The organism is Fibrobacter sp. UWR4 (assembly GCF_003149045.1).
Classification (GTDB): domain Bacteria; phylum Fibrobacterota; class Fibrobacteria; order Fibrobacterales; family Fibrobacteraceae; genus Fibrobacter.
This window is the reverse complement of record NZ_QGDU01000017.1, coordinates 62,892-83,903: the sequence shown is the minus strand read 5'-3', so window position 1 is coordinate 83,903 and position 21,012 is coordinate 62,892. Positions and strand designations below refer to the sequence as shown.

Below are 21,012 nucleotides of genomic sequence, written 5' to 3'. Positions count from 1 at the left end.
TTCTACATCGCTTGGCACGCCAAGACTAACAAAGACGGAATCAAGGGAACTCGTTCTACTTATGGATTCTCAGGTACAAATTATACGGGACTTTCGCTTACCGGAGCTGGTATTAGAAAAAATGGAGCTTTTAATAAATTGAAAGAATTCGTGTCATGGTATTATCCCACGGAATATTCTGAAGATGCAACCAAAGCCCTTTATGAATATGTTTCAACAACGGATCATTCTCCTACAGGAAAAGGCAGAGACGTAAAAACCTATGGTGTTTCCGTCCGTTGTGTAAAGGTGGAATAACCCCTTAAAATCTCCTATTGTCATCCCGGATTTAGTCCGGGATCTCCCCAAAAAATAATCTAGGGAACCCTCCATAGAGGGCTCCCATTCCCAAGTTTAATCTATAACGATACGCAAAAGGCGTATCGAGGGTAAAATTGAATTCGTAAAAAAAGACAGGATTTCAGTCCTGTCTTTTTTCGTTCGTCACTGGATCCTTCGCTTCACTTCGTTCCGCTCAGGATGACACGTTTGTCGTTCAGGCGCTCAGGATAATTAAGCCTGAGGAGCTTCCGCAGCTGCTGCAGCGGTAGCGTCGTCCTTGATTTCAGACAAACGAGCGTTCACAGCCTTGGCCACGCCGAGGCGGGCGTACTTGGCGGCAACTTCAACAGCCTTTTCGATAGCCAGAGCGTCGGAACGGCCGTGAGCGATAATGCCGGTACCGTTGAGACCCAGGAGCAAGGCGCCACCGGTCATGCGGTAGTCCCACATTTCGTCGAACTTGCGGCCAGCTTCGGAATCGATGTTGCCGAACATCTTGTGGTGCATTTCGTAGAAGCCTTCGATCATCTTGAGAATTACGTTACCTGTAAAGCCAGAGGTAACAGCCACGTCGGCCTTGCCCATGATCAGGTCTTCACCTTCGATGTTGCCGATGAAGTTTACGGGAGCGTTCTTCAGGAGCTGGTAGGCTTCCTGGCAAACTGCGGGGCCCTTGTGTTCTTCTTCGCCCATGTTCACGAGACCGACCTTCGGCTTTTCGCGACCGAAGTAAGTTTCTGCAAATGCAGAACCTGCAATAGCAAAGTCTACAAGCACAGAAGCGCGTTCGTCTACGTTAGCGCCAGCGTCAACAAGGACGATGGGCTTTTCGGCGGTGGGGATTACGCAGCCGATAGGCGGACGGCCAAACTTTTCGGTAGTCTTACCGAGGAGCATAAGGCAGCTGGCCATCATGGCGCCGGAGTTACCAGCACTGACGGAAGCGTCTACCTTGCCCACCTTCTGGAGGGCAACACAGGTCACCAGGCCTGAGTGGGGCTTCTTCTTGAGAACCATGACAGGATGTTCGTCCATGGCAACCGGATCCGGTGCATCTACCACGGAAATACCGGTGCCAGTGTAGCCGCGCTTCTCAAGACCAGCCTTGACCTCGGCCTCAGGTCCGCACAAAACGATATGCAGATCAGCATCCTTCTTGGCAGCGTTGATGGCGCCGTCAATCACTACGTCGGGGGCAAAGTCGCCGCCCAGGGCATCCAAAGCTACTTTAATCATGGTAGACTTCCTTATACTCCAAAAAACTTTTTGACCTTGCGGTCTTAAACAAAAAAGGTAAGTCCCGGATACACCGGAACTTACCTTAATATAGTCTTAAAATTAGGCTTCGGCCTTCATGTCGACAACTTCGACACCATTGTAGAAACCGCAAACCGGGCACACGCGGTGCGGGCGCTTCACGGAACCGCAATGATCGCAAGTAGCCATAGCGGGCACTTCCATCTTCCAGTGGGTACGACGCTTGTCACGACGAGCGGTGGAAGTTTTTCTTTTAGGTACTGCCATTTTTAACTCCTATTAGTCTAGTTACCCTTGGACATTTTGTCCTTCAGGGCCTTGAGTTTATCCCAGCGGGGGTCCGTCGGCTTTTCGCCAGCGTCATCCTCGGCTGGATTGTTGTTTGTTACAAAGATAAAATCTTCGTCAGGATTTTTCACGGGTGCTTGGGGTTCCTGAAGCAAAATAAGCTCACGAACGCACTCGGAAACATCTACGAAGTACTGCCCCAGGGGGATCTTGTAGGCATAGACGTCAACGTCATCCTCGTCAAGTTCCTGTTTTCCAATCTGGATTCGTTCGACTTCGACCACGATTTCAGTGGAGAAGGGTCGGTCAAAAGGTTCCAGAGAGCGGGAGCAGGTTAGCGTCTGCACGCCGGAGATCGTACCAGTCACAAGCCACTTGTTGTCGCCTTCGGGGCTAACCAGCACCTGAGCTACCAGATCGCCCTTTAGGTGCAGTTCGTCGAAGAGTTCAGGGGCATCGGCATGGGACCAGACCACCTGGCGGTCTTCGGGTTCATTCAGTGTTTGTGCAATATCGATTCTCAAAGTGGCACAAATTTAGTAAAACGTGTAATTTAGTCAACAATCCGCTTTTTTTATTTGTAACGAATTTGGAATACACGCCGTCTTGTAACAAAAATGTAAGAAACACGGGCTCATGAATCCCGCTTCGCCCACAAAAACGGACCTCCCTCCAAATATGGAAAATGGTTTTATATCTATTTTTGCGGCGAATTATGGTATTTACGACGATCACCTATATCGTTACCGGGCTGTTGGCAGCGTTCTGCCTATTCTACGCCTACCTGGAGTTTAGATTCTTCAGGGCTCTGGGGATCGTACGCAAAGGGAACTCCGACGTGGAGCCCCCTCCTAAGGTAAGCATCCTGATTGCCGCCCGTAACGAGGAAGTCGGCATCCGGGAGACCCTGGATTCCGTCATGGCCCAGGATTACCGCGGTTTTTGGGAAGTCTGGGTAGCGGATGACCGCAGTACGGACAGCACTCCCAAGATTTTGGCAGAATATGCCGCCAGGTATCCGGAAAATTTTCACGTTCTGACCATCAAGGAAATTCCCGAAGGAGCTAGCCCCAAGAAATTCGCCCTGAGCCAGATGATCGAAGCCTGCGACGGAGAAGTTCTCTGCCTGACCGATGCGGACTGCATCGTGAAACCCACTTGGGTCACAGGCATTGTGGCAGAATTTGAACCCGGCATCGAACTGGTGGCGGGACACTCCTACATTCCCACCATCAAGGGAAAATCCAGCGTGCTGGTTTGCATGCAGGCAGTGGAAACTCTTATATACAGGGTGGCAGGTACAGCAGGCCTGGCCATGCATCTCCCCCTCACCAGTACCGGAAACAACCTGGCCTATCGCAAGAGTTTCTTCAAGAGCGTCAAGGGATTCGAAGGGGTTCTCAAGATCCAGAGTGGTGATGACGACCTGCTGATGCAAAAATTGGCAGCAGACCGCCCCTGGGCCATGCGCTATTGCATTTCCGAGAGCACTTTCGTCACCACCAACGGCAAGGAAACACTGAAGGAACTTTGGGAGCAACGAAAGCGTTGGGCCTCCAAGACAGTCTACTACACCCCGAAAATCGTATTCGTGCTGAGCATGGTATTCCTGTTCCTGCTCATGCAGTGTGTAGCTGCGGTCCTCTCCCCTTTTAGCTTTACCGTTTTTGCAGCCACCGTAATCACCTTTGTGATCAAGTGTGCTGGCGACCTGATTTTAATACTCCGAGGGTTACGTGTATTTAGGCAGGAACACCTGATCAAGTGGTGCATTCCTGTGGAATTCATACACGCCCCTTTTACAGTCCTGGCCGTTATTTTCGGCGTGCTTGGACGCTTTAAATGGAAGTAAGATATGGCAACTGCAACGAAAACAACTAAGACCAAAGCCGCAAAGCCAGCCACCAAGGCTGCTCCTAAAGCCAAAAAAGCCGCAGCTCCCGCGGATGGCAAGACTTTGATTATTGCAGAAAAACCAAGCGTCGCCCTGGACCTGGTAAAGGTCCTTGGTCAGAAGAACTTTACCAAGGGTAACGGCGTCTATGAAAGCGACACTACCATCGTGAGCCACGCCATCGGCCACCTGGTGGAAATTGCCGATCCCAAGGAAATCGACGAACGCTACAAGAAGTGGGAAATGAGCACGCTGCCCATGTTGCCGGAAAAGTTCCCCCTTTCCGCCAATCCCCAGACCAAGAGCCAGCTCTCCATTTTAAGCAAGCTGATCAAGCGCAAGGATGTAACAACCATCGTAAACGCATGCGATGCTGGCCGCGAAGGTGAACTGATTTTCTTCTACATCCTGGACTACGTCCTGAAGGGCAAGTTTACAGGCAAGACAATCAAGCGCCTGTGGATGCAGAGTATGACACCTGCGGCCATCCAGGAAGCTTTTGACAACATGCGCGACGGCGCCGACATGGAAAACCTGAAGGCAGCAGCTATTTGCCGCAGTGAAGCCGACTGGCTCATCGGTATGAACGGCAGCCGCGGTCTGACCGCTTACAACAGCTCCATGGGCGGCTTCCAGATTACCCCCTGCGGTCGAGTGCAGACCCCGACGCTTGCCATCATTGTGAACCGCGAGGAAGAACGCCATCAGTTCGTTCCCAAGAAGTTCTGGTCCATTGACGCAGAATTTGATAACGACGGCAACACCTACGCCGGTAAGTGGTTCACTGCAGATGGCGACAGCAAGCAGAAACAGATTTTTGACGAAAAAAAGGTCCAGGACATCCTGAAAAAATGCAAGGGCAAGACCGGCACCATTCAGGAGACCACCGCACCTAGTTTCCAGAAGTGCGGTCCTTTGTACGACCTGACTACCTTGCAGCGTGAAGCCAACAACCGCTTCGGCTTTAGCGCCAAAACCACCCTTTCTATTGCCCAGGCTCTGTACGAACGTCATAAGGCAACCACCTACCCTCGTACCGACAGCCGTTGCCTCCCCGAAGACTATGTAGGTCCGGTAAAAACAACTCTGGGTAAGATTACAGGAAGCCTCAGCACCTTTGCCCAGGCAGCCTTGAACAACAACTGGGTAGTAAAGACTCCTAAGGTCTTCGACAACAAGAAAATTTCGGACCACTTTGCCATTATTCCTACTGGCGTTATGCCCACGGACTTAAGCGAAGCAGAACAGAAAGTATTCAACATGATCTGCCAGCGTTTTATTGCCGTGTTCTACCCGCCTGCAAAGTACCTGAACACCACCCGTATTACCACCGTAGAAAAGGAAACCTTCATTACGGAAGGTAAGATTCTGGTGGAACCGGGTTTCAAGGCCGTTTATGGTAAGGATGCGGACGACGAAGCAAATATCCCGCAGCTGAAGGGCGACAAGGCCAAGGCAGTGGAAGTCACTTCCAAGGAAGACTTTACCAAGCCTCCTGCACACTACACCGAAAGCACTCTCCTTTCTATGATGGAAAGTGCAGGTAAACTGGTGGAAGACGAAGAACTTCGCGACGCCATGAAGGAACGAGGCCTCGGAACTCCCGCAACCCGTGCAGCCATTATTGAAAAGCTGGTCACCGACAAGTATGTGGTCCGTGACGGTAAGGATATGATCGCTACCGCCAAGGCATTCGACCTGATCAAGGTCCTGAAGGCTATGGACATCGAAGCTCTCACAAGCCCGGAACTGACCGGCGAGTGGGAATACAAGATGGAACAGATCGAGAAGGGTAAGGAAACCCGCGAGAACTTCATGAATGGCATTGTGGAAATGACCCGCACCATGGTGAAGAACATCAAGGGATTCAAGGAAGAAAGCACCACTGGAGAAGCAAGCTTTAGCCCGGTAAACGGCAAGAAGGTTTTCGAAACCGTAAGCCGCTACACCACTGAAGATGGAATCGTCATCCGTAAGATGATTGGTGGCAAGCGCCTTTCCAACGAAGAAATTGTAGAACTTCTCACAAATAGAAAGTTGGGTCCCCTTACTGGTTTCCGCAGCAAGAAGGGCGCAGAATTTTCTGCCGTCGTGATTATTAACGACCAGAATAAAATCGAGTTCGTCTTTGACGACAACAAGGAAGGTGCCGAAATTGAATTAGGCCAGCAGGTGGGCAACTCCCCTCTGGACAATTCTGCGGTGTACGAAACCATGACGGGCTACGTCAGCGATAGCTATGTGAAGAAGGAACCTAGCGGCCTGCAGCTGCCTAAAATTCTTCTGGGTAAGGAAATCCCTCTGGAACAGATTCAGAAGATGCTTTCCGGTACGGAAGTGAAGACGGATCTGATCAAGGGTTTCCGCAGCAACAAGACTCACCGCACCTTCGATGCATTCCTGTACATCGATAAGAAGGGTAAGCTGAAGTTTGATTTCCCGCCCCGCGAATTCAAGCCGCGCCGCTGGGGAGCAAAGAAAGCTGCTGCCAGCAGCTCTAGCGAAGACTACGTTCCGTAATAAATCTTGTTGATTTAAAATTGTTTGGTTTTTGGGATTTTGAAACTTAAGTTCGTAATCGTTTTTCTGTTATGTTCATTCTGTGCAGTTTTTGCACAGGATTCTTCTGCTGTCCAGGAATCTGCGCAACCGACAGCACTTGATAGCGCGGTCATGCAGGTTAAGCCTGACACCACCGCAGGAACTGTTCCTTCCGAAATGGAAACGACCAGCAACGAAAATTCTGCAGAAAACAATGCAGAATGCGATGTTTCTAAAAATCCTTACGGCCTTCCCTGTGAGCTCATGCCTCTATGGAATTCCATGACCATCAAGCAGAAGGCTGCCCAGATGGTGATGGTCTACATGACTCCCGCCGACTTCATGATGAAACATGAATTTGGTGGTTACCTGGTGATGAAAAATCACCTGAAGGATCTGGAAAAATTCAGAGATAATATTGAAACCGTCAATCGTGAAATGAAGATTCCTCCTGTGGTTGCCGTGGACCAGGAAGGCGGTCGAGTAAACCGTATTGGAAACATCAATCCCAAATGGGAACGTACTCCTAGCGCCAAGGCCATGCGCAAAATGAGTGAAGACTCCATCCGTTCTATAGCAACTGAAATCGGAATGGAACTGCACAAGTTGGGCATCAACATGAATTTGGCGCCGGTGCTGGACCCCTCCAAGGACAGTCGTGGCAAACAATCCTTTATGGAAGAATCCAACAGGTCCTGGGGATTTGACACAACGAACGCTCCCAAGGTAAGAGCATTTGTGCAAGGCATGCGCGAAAGTGGCATTATATGCGTTTCTAAACATTTCCCTGGATACGATTCCTGGACCAATAGCGACCACCAGATTGCCATTAGCGCGACCCCCAAGAAAAGCATTTCCAAAAACATTGAGTTTTTTAAGACCTTAGCCAACGACATCCCCGTCACCATGATGAGCAGCGTTCGTTTCGTACGAGTGTCCAATCGTCCTGCGGTATTTGAACCTGAAATCGTGAAACGCGCCCGCAGGATGTCTCCGGAAACAGTGATTCTGACGGACGACCTATGGGGCGTTTCCCTGCGAGCATGGATCAGCGGGACGGAACGAGTGAAGGGAAAGAATTATCCCGCCAAGGACTTCAAGAAACTGGTACAGACAGCCCTTGTATCCGGCAACGACATGTTCATGACCACCTTCCCCAGGAAGGGTGTAGACATGATCAACTTTTTGTCAGTGATGGCGTTGCAGAACGAAAAGTATCGTAAGCGAGTCGAGGAGTCCTGCGCTCGTATTTTGAAAATGAAACATCGAGCAGGGTTATTATAATACAAGGGGGTTACCACCCCCTTGGAACCCCCAAAAAGAATACGGCTACGCAAACAACGTTTGCTAGCCTTTTCTTTTTTGTTTGAGTGGTGCTGAAGCACCTACTCAAGAAATTACTTAAACATCGTTTCGGCTTCGGCCTTGGTGATGTTCTTGATTTCCTTGCGGATTTTTTCGGGACCGGCCTTCTGCAGACAGAGCTTGAGAATTTCTGCGGCAGCCATAGCATCATCTAACGCGCGATGATGGTGAAAGTCCGGAAGTTCCAGAGATTCAATAAGATTGTGGAGGCTATAGCTGGGCAATCCCGGGAAGAACTTGCGGGAAAGCTTTACGGTGCAAAGACGGGGCGGATCCATCTTGACGCAGGCACGACGGAGTTCTGAGCGCAGGAAGCGGCAATCGAACTGCACATTGTGAGCGACAAAGATTCGGCCCTTAATCATCTCGGCGATTTCTTCTGCCACGTCGTTAAACTGAGGCTGTCCCGAAACCATCTCGTCTGTAATGCCTGTAAGCTTTACAACAAAAGGCTGGATAGGCATTCCCGGATCCAGCAAAGTCTGGTAGGTCCTAACGACTTCAAAATCATCCAGCAGGACAATACCCACTTCGGTAATGCGACCATTTTCTGGAGTACCACCAGTGGTCTCCAAGTCCACAACGGCGAATTTCATTACTTCACCGGAATGTCGAATTCAAGAGTGGAGCGGGTGCTTTCGCTAATGACCTTAGCCTTCAACACGGAAACCTTGGGGCGAGCATAAAGAGGAACTACCAGCAAGTTGGAAATTCCTTTATCTTCGCTGGGAGTGGCTTCTGTATCACGGACGGTCTTGGAGAAAATCGGATTCTTGCCCTTGTCGTAGATGTAGTAGGTCAGTTCGCGGGTCATGCCCGGTTTGATCTGCTTGGTAGGGACCTGGAAATAGACGATACCACCCTTAGGAACACTACGCAGGCTGTCCTTAATTTCTTCTTCTGTAGCAAATTCAGCATCCATTGCCATACGGATGTCCTTCTTCAGCTTGTCCACGCTTTCATAGGCGATGGAAATTTCAAACTTGGCATCTTCGGGAATGGCGCTGGGGCGCACATCGTGAATGTTCTTGTTATTCTGGTAATATTCCCAGCGGCCATTATCGTGAAGGATAACGGTGGCGCCAGAGGAAGTTGTAGCCACAATATCATCGGCAAATGCAGAAACGCACATACCTGCCATCAACAAGGCGGTTGCTACAGCACGAAACGAAAAAATACGAGACATCATCATCAAGACTCACCTTTTTTCCAAAATATAACCACAAACGCGTTAAATCGTTAACGCAACATGTCGCAAACTTCAGGACCAATTTCACCATTCTGGATCGTGGTCACCAAAAGAAGCTGTTCAAGATCTGCAGCAGGATCCTTGGGACCCTTAAAGTTTTCCCCACGGTCAAGTTCCTCTAACAAGCGTTCACCCAAAGCAGCATGCAAGGCGAGGCTTGCATCGATATACTTCAGGTGGGTCGGTTCATCCAGGACGAAATTCAGAGGGGCCTTCTTATTCAGTACACGGAACTTGGGAATCAAGGGCCCGTATTCATCTTCCACGCCCATATTGGCACAGATAATCTTATTGTTCGTCTGGAGCAGTTGCACCACGGGGAACGTAAGGACACTTTTCAGGCCCGTCGCGGTAACCATGTAGTCACTGTTTTCAACGGCGTCCATCACGGCCTTTTCATTCAGATGGTCAATGATAGTGACGTCATTGTTTTCCAGCACATGGGAAAAATCCGAACTGGAATTACGATTCTTGAAGTCCGTTACGGTCGTGACATTCATTCCGCGGCGAACACCCTGAAGGGCGATACCGCAACCCACCTTGCCACTGCCGAACACAACAAGTTTCTTGCCAGCGAAATCATGGTGACGCAATTGTTCCAGAGCGCGGAAATAACCATTGCCTGTGCCCAAGGTCGTTTCGATGCGCTTTACGATTCCACTATCAGCGACGTAGACCGGGTATTCCGAATTTTCAAAGAACTGTACTCCGCTGCGAGTCAGTTCCACAAAACCTTTTCGAGGATGGCAGAAGGAGAACTGGCCGGCGCAATCCAGAATCAAGTCAAAATCATCAGCGACAACCCCACTCTTCACGTCTTCGGCACGAATGACCGTCACGTCATTTTCCTTCAGGTAGGAAATTACCTTTTCGTCGTAAGGCATAGCAGAAGAATGTCCAACGAAAACTTCCGCACCACCGGCCATCAGGGTGCGGTATTGCAAAAGCGTATTTCGATAAACCGGAGTTCCTACCAGGATTTTCAATCCTTCAAAGGGACGTCGATGAATCCAAAGATCAGCAAGAAGGGCCAATGCAGGGTATTCGCGGGGTTCGTAATGTTCGTTGATAATCTCGTCGAAAAGCATGGCGCCAAAGTTAGAAAAACAATGCTCCATCCGTTATTGAACTATTTTTTTTCGGGATCCAGTTTGGCGTTTTCATACAGGCAGCAAACTTCACTGTTCCCAAAATACCAAGAATCCTTTTCATACTACACCTCTTTTGCGGCCAACAACGTAGATTTTTATTCCTGTTTTTTCTATTTTTGCGCCATCCGCAGCGCATGTGCGCCGCATTTAACCGGAGGCTCAAATGGCACTTCAATTCTACAACACCGCATCACGCAAGAAAGAACTGTTCACACTTCCTGAAGGCGTTCCCGCCGTGCGTATGTACTGTTGTGGCCCCACGGTGTACCATTTCGCCCACATCGGTAACCTCCGTACCTACATTTTCGAAGACTTCCTGGTTCGCACCCTGAAGTACTATGGCTACGCTGTAAACCACATCGTGAACATTACCGACGTGGGACACCTCACCAGCGACGCCGACTCCGGTGACGACAAGATGGAAAAGGGTGCAGCTCGCGAAGGCAAGTCCGTCTGGGACATCGCCAAGTTCTACACCGACGCCTTCATGGCTGACTGGCATCGTCTGAACATTCAGGAACCCACCCGTTGGACTCCTGCAACCCAGCACATCCAGGAACAGATTGACCTGGTGAAGACCCTCGAAGAAAAGGGCTTCACCTACCGCACTTCCGATGGCATCTACTTCGATAGCCTGAAGTTCCCCCGCTACGCCGACTTCGCCCGCCTTGACGTGGAAAACCTCCGCAAGGGTAGCCGTATCGACATGGGCGAAAAGCGCAACGCTACTGACTTCGCTCTCTGGAAGTTCAGCCCCAAGGACAAGAAGCGCGCCATGGAATGGGATTCCCCCTGGGGCGTAGGCTTCCCGGGCTGGCATATCGAATGCTCCGCCATGGCTATGAAGTACAACGGTCCGACTTTGGACATTCACTGCGGTGGTTCCGACCATATCCGCGTGCACCACACCAACGAAATTGCACAGAGCGAATGCGCCAATGGCGTTCAGTTCAGCCGTTTCTGGATGCACGGTGAATTCCTCCGTACCGCCAGCGAAGAAAAGCTTGAAGACGGCACCACCCAGCAGACCTTCGGCAAGATGAGTAAGTCCAGCGGCGAATTCCTCACCGTTACCTTGCTCATGGACCGCGGCTACAATCCGCTGGACTACCGCTACTTCGCTCTCGGCAGCCACTACCGTAACTACCTGAACTTCACCTGGGACGCTCTCACCGGTGCCAAGGAAGCTTTCAAGAGCCTTCACAAGAAGACCGACCCGCTGATCGGCAAGGCTACCGATATCAAGAGCGAAGCCGCCAAGGCCTTCCAGGAAGAATTCAAGACCGCCATCGGCGACGACCTGAATATGCCCCGCGCTCTCGGCATCATGAATACCATGCTGAAGTCCGACATCGACGACGGCGAAAAGGCCGCCCTCGTTCTGGACATGGATAAGGTCTTTGGCCTCAAGCTGGACGAACCCCGTCAGGATTACAAGAAGAAGGCTGACGAAGGTGCCGCAGGCGTTGACGTTGCCAAGGTGGAAGAACTTCTCGCAGCTCGTAAGGAAGCCCGCGCCAACAAGAACTGGGCAGAAAGCGACCGCATCCGCGACGAACTTGCCGCCATGAACATCGTGATCAAGGACAGCAAGGAAGGCACCACCTGGAGCGTGAAGGAATAAATTAGGGACTAGTGGCTAGGATCTAGAGGCTAGTGATAATCAGACACCTTCGGTGCACTGAATAACCTACAACATACGCAATTAAAAACCGCTCGGATTTTTCCGGGCGGTTTTCTTCGTGAATTTCGTCTAGGACATCATATCTGAATCATCCAATTTCGGTTTATATTTTGATTCAATGACTTCCTCTAATTTGTTTAAAATAGCAGAGAATTTTTCCCTATAGCGTTCCGTCTCCTCGACAGTTCCATCGGGTCGTTTCTGGTACCGGGCAATGTAGCCACTAAACCAAATGGAATCGTCTAGCCACCCCTTTAAGGAACATTGACTTTCAGAAGACAAATTTTCATAATATACGTCATACTCGGGAAGAATGTCCTTACGAATCGTCGAATTTTGCTCGTCACAAACCTGGTTCAAAAAATTACGGCGATCTTCACTAAGGGAATCATTGGCCAGCTCGTCAGCATACTTGGCATAGAGCGTCTTGCTGGCGGATTCATAAATTTCATCCACTTCCACAAAACCCATGCGGTCACATTCAGGAGGAACAGTCTCTTCGGTGTTACTGGAATCCGGTTCAGGTGCAAACTTGGGAGTGGCCTTCGCCATAGAAGCACGAGACAACTTGGCTGCGTTGTATTCCTCTTCAGTCAAGTAAAGAACGCCATTTTCATCTCTCGGAAAGCTGGAATTTTCAGGTTTTATCAAGCCAGAAAAACTATAGGATGAATAATACTGTTCCCTATTGGAACACTTGTATGTAATATTCACACTGGTTCGATGACCAATAACAGGCGGGTAAGAGATTACGCCATACGCAGTAACCGTCTCACACATATAACGCCTGCAGTTTTCCAGGGAATCTTCCATTTCTTCCAATTCTTCCTTAGAATAGGCTGAACCCTTCTCCACAAGAATTTGAATTTCTTCACAGCTACCTGCAGATTTTCGACCCAAGGCATATATAGGAGACACGATCCACGTGGCATCCTTTTCGCAAGTCACCGAGGGGTCCGAAAACAAAGTGATGACACTGGTATCACGAACAGGCTCTAGAGAAGAGGAGGATATGGCCTCCAGAGATTCTTCCGAAGAAGAAGATTCGCCCACAACATTGGCGGAACTTTCAGCCGGAGGGACAACAGCCCCACCATTGTCTGGCGGCGTAACGGAATTGCTATCATCTCCACAGCTGGACCAGAAAAAAGCGGCAAAGGTTAGGCAAAGATGACGCCAATACTTTCTTATGAACATAGAACCTCCTAACAGATATTTCAAATATAAGTTACTCCCTCAAAAAAGAACCTGCGTTTACAAACTTTTCATTGTTAATTTAACAACGCCCAAGACAAACGGTTTTTCAATCATTTTTCTACTCTGAGCCCATTCAAACGCTCGCTCATAATTATTTTCCCACACATAAAAACCATAACCAAGCCATTCATAACTATGGTCACTAATTTTTATCTCATCAGGATTGTTTAATAGCTTTTGACCGACAGAGCGGTCACAACCGTGAAAACCTATATACAGGTTAGGACGTTCATCATACTCGTCTTGTTTCATTTTGGGGGGAACTTTGATAAATTTTCGTTAATTGACCGGATTTATCAATAATTCCCGCCTTGAGCAGACGTTCGTACGCAGCCTCCTTTGTTCTCGGGTCATTTCGCAAACAATAGGCGACATGGATTCACAGGACATCCATTTTTTATCTATATTCCCCATTACATAGCCTTGCATGGCGAATGCCTTGCCGGGCGCCTGGTTTTTAGAGTGAATTTGCTCTTATTCTCATGACTGGAATCCGCTAAATTCAAATCAACAGAGGATAAGGCAGACGCTCACGCACTCTTGTGCGTGGGCCGTTTGTGCTTATTTGTTGATGGGTCTTAGCGGAACCTCAGTCGTGATAAGCCATTCGGTTCCACGCATTTTTTTGTTTCGGAAACTTTGGCGAAAAGGGCATTTTCGGGAGCGAAAAATGTCCTTGTTTGAAAAGTTGCAGCGAGCCACTTCTGAAGAAGATGTGAAGGACGCCTACATTAAGGCTTTGCACCTGAAAGGAGTGCAACGCAATCTTATCGACATCCAGACAAAGGAAGTCTGGTTCGAGGCCAAGCTTGGTTCCAAGATTTCCCTTTACGCCATGTTCACCCAGCTCCTGTTCTACATCAACAAGGCACTGAAAGATGGAGAAAGCATTCCGCCATTCCTTTGTGTTGTGGACAGCGTCAAGGCGGCCATCATGAAGACCGAGGTGGCGCTTCCCCTTCTACAGAATAAAGAAATCAAAATCAAGTGGGGAAAATCCGCCAGCGAAGTGACTCCCGACGCACTAGACGCAGTTTCTCAATATATTGGAACCCATTTCGTAAGTTTTAATATTGAAACTCACGAACAGGAATTCATAGAAACCTTGCAGAATGCCATCAAGAATGGCGAAATCATCCGCACCCAAATTACGCCTGCAAATCTGAAGTCCGTTTTTGACAAATGGGTCAAAATGATCGGCAGCGAAATCAAGGACGCAGCGCCGGAAGATTATGCGGTTCTTTTCTTTGCGGACATCATGAGCGACGGCAATGTGAGCGTTCATGAAAATCTGACGGCAGAACTTCTCCACAAGGGGAACAAACCGGTATTCTTGATGAAGGGGAAAACCTACCCCTTAAACAGCGACGATGGTTACCGTCAATTCTGGGCAATTTACAATCGTCCACCCGAAGAAGAATACCGCTCCTATTTACTGGAGCGTCGCGACAGCTTGATTCCCGTTGACGAACAGAAATTCAAGGGCGCATTCTACACGCCGCTCCATGTGGTAGAAAAAGCGTATGAACTTTTGGAGAAAACCTTAGGATCCAACTGGCAAAAGGAATACTATGTCTGGGACATGTGCTGCGGCGTTGGGAATTTGGAATCGAAGCATGCGAACCATCGTCATCTTTTCATGAGCACGTTGGATCAAGAAGATGTTGACATCATGAAGGCTGCCAAAATCTGCGTTGCGGCGCAGCGTTTCCAGTACGACTATCTAAACGACGACATCACCGACGATGGCGAAATTGACTACAGTCTCACCAACAAGATTCCCGAAAATTTGAGAAAAGTAATCAGCGAAGCAAATGAAGGGAAAAAGAAATTATTAGTGCTGATAAACCCGCCCTATGCGGAAGCAACAAATGCAAATAATGTTGCAATCGGTGCAGGAGCAACAAATAAAATCGGCGTTGCAAAAACCAAATGGGCAGAAGTTGGTATGGGAAAATACGGCAAAGCAAGTAATGAATTATTCACACAATTCGTTGCAAGAATTGCAAAAGAAATTCCTTCCGCGACTTTAGCAATGTTTAGCAAAATGAAATATGTGAATGCTCCTAATTTTGAAACATTCAGAAACGAATGGTCAGCAAAATATCTTGATGGATTTATCGTACATAGCAAGTCCTTTGAAGGGCTGAAGGGCGACTTTCCCATTGGATTCCTTATTTGGAAAACACGCAATGATAAAATAAAAACGGGTATGGTCGGATGTCATTCTGAGCGAAACGAAGTGGAGTCGAAGAATCTAGAAATTCCATGTTTAGCTTATGACAAAAAGGCTCAACTTGTTGGAGCTAAAACATTTTTTCCATTAAGCGAAAAAGATTACTTGAGTAAATGGATAGAACGTCCAAAAGCTAATAAAATTTCTTGCGTTCCTCTTAGCAATGTCCTTGAGCCAACAAAAGGTATTCCAAGGGTCAAATACTGGAGTAACAACGCCATTGCCTACATGTGCGCTGGGACAAATGATATGCAAAATGCAGCCAAGTATGTTTACTTACTATCATCATCAGCGTCAAGAGGCAACGGTTTCTATATCAACGAAACAAATCTATGGAAGGCTGCAGTAATGTTTTCTATGGAGAAAGTTACGCCCCACACTTGGCTTAATGATCGTGACCAATTCCTTCAACCCAACTGCGAACTTCCCGAAGAATTCAAGAACGATTGTCTCGTGTGGATGCTTTTTAACGGTAGCAATCTCACCGCCAGCGCAAACGATTTGGAATGGAACAACAAGAAATGGAGTATCGTCAACCACTTCATTCCTTTCACAGAAGAACAAGTAGGTTCCTCGGAACGCTTTGAAAGTGATTTCATGGTCCGCTACATGGAAGGTAAAACCTTCAGCGAAGAAGCAAACGCAGTCCTTGCCGAAGGTCTAAAAATCTGGCAAGCCTACTTCAAGCAAACCTTCAATCATAAAATTCGTGACGAGTACAAACTCAACCGTTCCGATGTGGGCTGGTATCAAATTCGAATGGCACTCAAAGCACAAAACGACACAGGTATTTCCATCCCCGTAAACTTCTCAAACTTCGAATCAGCCTACAAAGCCCTCACCGAAAAGCTCCGCCCCAAAGTCTACGAATATGGATTCTTGAAATAAGTAGTCTTTAACAACCCGATCGGGGATCTAGCCATAAAAAACCGCTCGGATTTTTCCGGGCGGTTTTTGTCGGACTAGGTTGCTGGTTTTTGCTGTTCTAGGAAAATTTTCAACTAAAAAACAAATGTATTGCGTTTGTGCGCACAAATTTATATATTTAAAATATGACAAAAAGTGCTAACCTTTATGCTCGTATTGAGCCCGAAGTCAAGGAAGAAGCCGAAAGCATCTTGGCCGCTTTAGGGATTCCTGTGTCCAACGCCATCAACATGTTTTACAAGCAAATTATTTTGCAACAGGGACTGCCTTTTGAGGTGAAATTACCCAAACGACCTGTTGATGAATCCAGATTGTCCAAGGCGGAATTCGATGCTGAACTAGAAAAAGGCTATGCAGACATGAAGGCCGGTCGCATGACTCCCGCTGCCGCCGTTTTTTTTGACATCAAGAAAAAATACCATGTATGAGCTACCAGGTTCTGGTCTCCGATAATGCAAAAAAAGACTTAGAGGGAATCGCAGATTATATATGCAATTCCCTGTATGCTCCTGTTGCAGCACAAAAAATTTTGAAAAAGTTACAGGATTCTATTCTGGGATTATCTGATTTTCCGGAACGATATCCAATATATACGGAAGAACCATGGCAAAGTCGTGGTGTTCGAAAAATGAACGACGGTAATTATAACATCTTTTACGTAGTGCAAAAAATACAGGTCGTGGTCTTGCGAGTATTTTATGTCGGTCAAGATGTTCCATCTTTGTTGAACGAACCGCAGAATAGACCGAATTCAAATAGTTAATGCAAGACCTGAGAGGATTCAGAAGTTGTAAAAAATTCCAAAGGGAAAACCGCTCGGAGAAATCCGGGCGGTTTCGTGTATCGATGGGAGAAAAATAGAATCACCTGTACATATAAACTAGGCCGTTGGGGAACTTCAGTTCCTTCATTCCGTTGGTCTGAACCTGGGCAACAGACTTTACTGCACCGCCATAGAGAATGGCATCACCCTTATACTGCGGCTTAAACGCAGCAACGTCGGAACCATAGAAGTTGTTGCTATCATAAGTGACAGAAGCGCATTCCGGAATGTCCGTGGAGTAGTTACCAAAAGCAAGAAGTACGGCATTGCCAGAAATTTCAAAGCCATTATCCGTGTCGATAAGGCCGCCGGCCATATTGGAGGAACATCCCCCGCTACCGCCGCCAAAGCCGCCTCCACCGAAGCCGCCCCAGCCACCGCCTCCCCAGCCGCCGAAGCCACCACCGCCCATGCCATTTTCATAGCTTTCGCCAGTGATTTCAAGGATCAGCACGCCGCCGGTCTGCTTTGCGGTACCGTTAGCATCCAGCACATCGATCATATTGCCCTTGGCGCTAATGTAATGGTAGCCACCGCTAATAACGATGTGACCGCTGGATTCACTGAACGAGGAAAAGCCGCCTGCGTTTGGGTCCTTGGGGCCGCCGGCTGCGTTCCAGCCATCGTCCGTCGCAAAAGTAGAAGTCACGCCATCTTCAGCAAAAATCTTGTAGGATTCCAGACCTTCCTTTGCAGTAACGATATTGATGGTAGAGCCCTTCAGATACAGGGAGGAGTCCGCATGGATGCCCTTGCCCTTGGTGGAAATAGAAAGGTCGCCGCCCACCATGGAAACGGTGTAGTTGGAATGCAGGGCGTCATCTTCTGTATTGATTTTGAAGGTACCGCCTTCCACCGTAATGGTGGTATCTGACATGAGGCCCTTGCCGGTAGAAGTAACGTCCAAAATGCCGCCGGAAATTTCAAGACTTTGCTTGCCCTTAATGGCAGTTTCCTTGGCAACAACGGTAATATCGCCATTCTTGATTTTCAGGTCGTTACTACACTGGATGCCATTCTGGAAATTGCCCTTGACCGTCAACTTTCCTGCGCCCTTGATGTTCAAATCATCTCTGGCGTAAATGGCGGCCTTGGCCGTATCCTGGGCCCCGTTCACCTTTTCGAACAAATGATTTCCATTGCCGTCTTCCACCACATTGGTGGTTCCCTTCACCAAATGAAGAACCGTCTTATCGGCGTTCTTCACTAGAAGGGCTGCGTTATTGCTCTTCAAGGTTGCGTTATAAAAATAGATGCCGGTTTTACCTTCATCCTTTGCGCCCGGGGTATTCACCACCAGCTGGAAATCCGAAGATTCCCCAGTAACGAAGTAGGCGCCGGGGCAAGTGATGGTAGCACTTTTTTCTGCCACAGCGATACAGCCGTTGTTGTTTTCGACAGAGGCTGTTGTGCCTGCAAGCTTCAGAAGAATTTCTGCTCCGGTCAAAGTTCTGGTATCATCCAGGTCCGATTCATCGTCAGAGGGAATGGAACCGCCCGGAACAACATTACCAGGGTTTTCGTTACCCGGATTCACCTCGGCCGGATTTTCATTGCCAGGATTCACAACGTCTGGATTTTCACTGCCCGGATTTTCCACACTGGAATCGTCTGCACCAGGAACTGTATTACCGGGATTCTCAATGCTTGGATTTTCAATACCAGGACTTTCAATACCCGGATTTTCAATCACATCACCGGGGTTTTCTAATTCAGGATTCTGAACACTAGGATTTTCAATATCCGGCAACGCGGAATTGTTATTCGGATCTGTAACCGAACTATTTTCAGAGCACGCCACAAAGCACAGCGCTGCAGACGCAGCGACTACTGGGATTTTCTTTACCCACATAAACAAACCTCCAATAAGTCTAATATATATTCGCCTCTCTTTTATACGAATACTTTTACAACGGATAGTTGGTAAATGTTCGGAAACAAAACGAGAGACAAATCCACTACACTTCAGGATTTTCGTCAGATTGATCAGAGATTTCCATTGTTAAAATAACAACAGTACTTTTAGCGTTTTTTTCGCCATAAAATGAAAGCACTCAGGTACAGTTCTTTTTATATTCACGCCCATGCTTTTTAAACACTTTGTTTTTAATCCCTATGGCGTCAATTGTTTCGTCCTGAGTAACCACAAGGGTGAAGCCATCCTCATTGACCCCAGCGTGTCGAACCAGCGGGAACGGGACGTACTGGCAGCCTATATCAAGGACAACAACCTGACGGTACGGCACCTACTGAACACTCACCTACACTTAGATCATGTGCTGGGAAACGCCTTCGTGGAGAAAACTTACGGCGTAAAAGCGGAAGCCCACCAAGAAGACGAATTCCTGCTGGATCTTCAGGAAGAACAAAGTGGAATGTACGGTTTGCAATTCGAGGAAATCGCACCCCCGCTGGGTGACTACATTGCCGAAGGTGATACCGTCGGCGTGGAAGGCATTGAACTGCATGTCATTCACGTAGCAGGACACTCCCCCGGAGGAGTCGCCTTCTATCTGCCCTCTTCCGACGCCATTCTGAACCCCATGGGGGTGAAGAACCCAGGTCTGCTTTTCTCCGGCGACATCCTTTTTGCAGGAAGCATGGGTCGTTCCGATCTATTCGGCGGAGACGAAGAAGCCCTCATTAACGGAATCAAAAGCAAGCTATTGACCTTGCCGGCAGACACCTGCGTATTCCCTGGCCACGGGCCATCCACCGTCATCGAAGACGAACGGGCGTCATTCTGAACCACGTCATGTCGAACAACGTCATGCTGAGCTCGTCTCAGCATCAGCTTTCCCGTACATGAGCCTCAATGAAACTTAACGCAACACAGAGAATTCAGTGGATTGACGAATACAAGGGATTCGTCCTTTTGCTAGTTTGCCTATTTCACATAGAGCAATCCTTCAAATGCGTAAACCTGGGAATGGAAGAACTGAGCGTCATGCGAATGTCCGCCTTCTTCTTTATTTCCGGAGAGCTATTTAGTACCCGACGTTTCAGCGATTTTAAAAGTTACGCAAAGCACAAGACCAAGGTTCTGTTACTCCCCTACATTTGGCTTTCGCTACTGTTCCTGGCGTTGGATCCCGTGGTGTGGAATTTTGACAGGTTTCCCCGTGCGCCTAAAATGACAGTGATGAACATCCGCCCCGAAATCACGGGACTATGGGATTATCTCTACTGGAACTTGGCTAAAATATTCGTGGCTGGGAAATCCAGCATCGGGTCAGGTCCTCTTTGGTTTGTATTTACGTTATACTCTATAAGCCTGTTATTTTTTGTCACGCAAAAAATCAGCGTCATTCTGAGTGGCAAAGCCACGAAGAATCCATCCCTACAAAAAGCAATTACCGCAGGGATTGCTATAGCATGCCTTGTTGGTGGCTGGTTCCTTAGTCGCAACAACATCCGCCTTCCCTTAGGCATCGAACGCGATTTGACTTGTCTCTCCTTCTTTGCATTGGGCTGGCTATGCAAGGATCCTATCAAGAAGCTAAATGACGTCAAGGGCTCCAAGGGAAATCTTTTCCTGCTCGCACTTACCATTATCGCCTTTACCCTCTACGCATTCGTGAAAGATCATTACCCCTGGTTCAGCATTATGAACAACACTCTAGGGAAAGATTTTATTCGCTATGTAGGAGGTTCCCTCTTTGGAATTGCAGGCCTGATCGGTTTATTCCAACTGGTCTCCAGATTACCAGATTACATCCCCATCCGCATCATCAAGGGAATCCTGCGAAACATCTCCCGCAACGCATTGATTATTCTTGCGGTACACTGGTGGATTCTTCTTATCCTGCGAATTGTCTTCAAATCAGAATTGGATAAACCAAGCATCGTTTGGATCGCCCCGATCATCGTTGTCGCAGGCGTTGTCGCCACCATTCCTCTTTTCCGTAGTAAACTCTACAAACTTATCGGGAAAGAGGAAATTTCTGCTCGCGAAAGTCTAAGCATCAAGTAGAGCCTCTTTACAATTGTTTCCGTTTTTTTATATTCGTGTAGAGGAA

General features: G+C 48.2%; 19 protein-coding genes. 10 read left to right on the top strand and 9 right to left on the bottom strand.

The features are described from left to right. On the top strand, window positions 1–297 hold a 297-nt coding region (locus BGX12_RS08600; RefSeq protein WP_146196292.1), incomplete at its 5' end, for a hypothetical protein. A gap of 255 nt (window positions 298–552) precedes the next feature. Here BGX12_RS08600 and plsX read toward each other — a convergent pair. The 3 genes from plsX to BGX12_RS08585 all read right to left on the bottom strand — a co-directional run bounded on the left by plsX (window position 553) and on the right by BGX12_RS08585 (window position 2,390). Then, window positions 553–1,557, bottom strand: coding sequence for a phosphate acyltransferase PlsX (gene plsX, locus BGX12_RS08595; RefSeq protein WP_109735659.1), 1,005 nt, complete (start codon window positions 1,555–1,557; stop codon window positions 553–555). Window positions 1,558–1,659: 102 nt separating this feature from the next. Continuing rightward, entirely contained in the window at window positions 1,660–1,845 is a 186-nt protein-coding gene (gene rpmF, locus BGX12_RS08590) for a 50S ribosomal protein L32 (RefSeq protein WP_073230141.1), read from the bottom strand. A gap of 17 nt (window positions 1,846–1,862) precedes the next feature. Further along, window positions 1,863–2,390: a DUF177 domain-containing protein gene (locus tag BGX12_RS08585; protein ID WP_233246329.1), complete on the bottom strand. Its 528-nt coding sequence runs from the start codon at window positions 2,388–2,390 to the stop codon at window positions 1,863–1,865. A gap of 191 nt (window positions 2,391–2,581) precedes the next feature. Here BGX12_RS08585 and BGX12_RS08580 point away from each other — a divergent pair, with 191 nt between their 5' ends. Genes BGX12_RS08580 through BGX12_RS08570 form a run of 3 tightly spaced genes read left to right on the top strand, consistent with a single transcriptional unit; the run spans window position 2,582 to window position 7,585 of the window. After that, complete coding sequence (locus tag BGX12_RS08580; RefSeq protein ID WP_109735658.1) at window positions 2,582–3,718, top strand: glycosyltransferase; 1,137 nt, start codon at window positions 2,582–2,584, stop codon at window positions 3,716–3,718. Between the two features lie 3 nt (window positions 3,719–3,721). Continuing rightward, on the top strand, window positions 3,722–6,280 hold the full coding sequence (locus BGX12_RS08575) for a DNA topoisomerase III (protein ID WP_109735657.1): 2,559 nt from the start codon (window positions 3,722–3,724) through the stop codon (window positions 6,278–6,280). Between the two features lie 39 nt (window positions 6,281–6,319). Further along, a complete protein-coding gene (locus BGX12_RS08570; RefSeq protein ID WP_111361638.1) occupies window positions 6,320–7,585 on the top strand; it encodes a glycoside hydrolase family 3 N-terminal domain-containing protein in 1,266 nt (421 codons plus the stop codon). Window positions 7,586–7,698: 113 nt separating this feature from the next. Here BGX12_RS08570 and BGX12_RS08565 read toward each other — a convergent pair whose 3' ends face one another. From BGX12_RS08565 to BGX12_RS08555, 3 genes are read right to left on the bottom strand one after another with little or no spacing between them, the layout of a single operon-like run. Beyond that, the gene (locus BGX12_RS08565; RefSeq protein WP_109735655.1) at window positions 7,699–8,262 is read right to left on the bottom strand and encodes a PolC-type DNA polymerase III; all 564 of its coding nucleotides are present in this window, start codon (window positions 8,260–8,262) and stop codon (window positions 7,699–7,701) included. Beyond that, window positions 8,262–8,858 (bottom strand): hypothetical protein, encoded by a 597-nt coding sequence (locus tag BGX12_RS08560; RefSeq protein ID WP_233246328.1) that lies wholly within the window; start codon window positions 8,856–8,858, stop codon window positions 8,262–8,264. Before BGX12_RS08560 ends, BGX12_RS08565 begins: the two co-directional genes overlap by 1 nt. 47 nt (window positions 8,859–8,905) lie before the next feature. Next, window positions 8,906–10,003, bottom strand: coding sequence for an adenosylhomocysteinase (locus BGX12_RS08555; protein WP_109735664.1), 1,098 nt, complete (start codon window positions 10,001–10,003; stop codon window positions 8,906–8,908). A 226-nt stretch (window positions 10,004–10,229) separates the two neighbouring features. Between BGX12_RS08555 and cysS the strand changes: the two genes are divergently transcribed. Then, complete coding sequence (gene cysS, locus BGX12_RS08550; RefSeq protein WP_109735654.1) at window positions 10,230–11,690, top strand: cysteine--tRNA ligase; 1,461 nt, start codon at window positions 10,230–10,232, stop codon at window positions 11,688–11,690. A 129-nt stretch (window positions 11,691–11,819) separates the two neighbouring features. Here cysS and BGX12_RS08545 read toward each other — a convergent pair whose 3' ends face one another. Further along, a complete protein-coding gene (locus BGX12_RS08545) occupies window positions 11,820–12,947 on the bottom strand; it encodes a hypothetical protein (protein WP_109735653.1) in 1,128 nt (375 codons plus the stop codon). Window positions 12,948–13,004: 57 nt separating this feature from the next. Continuing rightward, window positions 13,005–13,259, bottom strand: a complete 255-nt coding sequence (locus tag BGX12_RS08540; protein WP_109735652.1) for a hypothetical protein — start codon at window positions 13,257–13,259, stop codon at window positions 13,005–13,007. Between the two features lie 418 nt (window positions 13,260–13,677). On the opposite strand from BGX12_RS08540, the gene BGX12_RS08535 reads away from it, so the two are divergent. The 3 genes from BGX12_RS08535 (at window position 13,678) to BGX12_RS08525 (ending at window position 16,933) form a co-directional block, all read left to right on the top strand. Beyond that, complete coding sequence (locus BGX12_RS08535) at window positions 13,678–16,131, top strand: hypothetical protein (RefSeq protein WP_109735651.1); 2,454 nt, start codon at window positions 13,678–13,680, stop codon at window positions 16,129–16,131. A 164-nt stretch (window positions 16,132–16,295) separates the two neighbouring features. Continuing rightward, window positions 16,296–16,598, top strand: a complete 303-nt coding sequence (locus tag BGX12_RS08530) for a type II toxin-antitoxin system RelB/DinJ family antitoxin (RefSeq protein ID WP_109735650.1) — start codon at window positions 16,296–16,298, stop codon at window positions 16,596–16,598. Beyond that, entirely contained in the window at window positions 16,595–16,933 is a 339-nt protein-coding gene (locus BGX12_RS08525; RefSeq protein WP_109735649.1) for a type II toxin-antitoxin system RelE/ParE family toxin, read from the top strand. The genes BGX12_RS08530 and BGX12_RS08525 overlap by 4 nt, the downstream gene beginning before the upstream one ends. A 100-nt stretch (window positions 16,934–17,033) precedes the next feature. On the opposite strand, the gene BGX12_RS08520 is transcribed toward BGX12_RS08525, so the two are convergent. Continuing rightward, complete coding sequence (locus tag BGX12_RS08520) at window positions 17,034–18,845, bottom strand: carbohydrate-binding domain-containing protein (protein WP_109735648.1); 1,812 nt, start codon at window positions 18,843–18,845, stop codon at window positions 17,034–17,036. Window positions 18,846–19,077: 232 nt separating this feature from the next. Between BGX12_RS08520 and BGX12_RS08515 the strand changes: the two genes are divergently transcribed. Together BGX12_RS08515 and BGX12_RS08510 are read left to right on the top strand one after the other, a co-directional pair. After that, window positions 19,078–19,740 (top strand): MBL fold metallo-hydrolase, encoded by a 663-nt coding sequence (locus tag BGX12_RS08515; RefSeq protein ID WP_109735647.1) that lies wholly within the window; start codon window positions 19,078–19,080, stop codon window positions 19,738–19,740. A 68-nt stretch (window positions 19,741–19,808) separates the two neighbouring features. Further along, a complete protein-coding gene (locus BGX12_RS08510) occupies window positions 19,809–20,966 on the top strand; it encodes an acyltransferase (protein ID WP_109735646.1) in 1,158 nt (385 codons plus the stop codon). The last annotated feature ends 46 nt before the right edge of the window (window positions 20,967–21,012 follow it).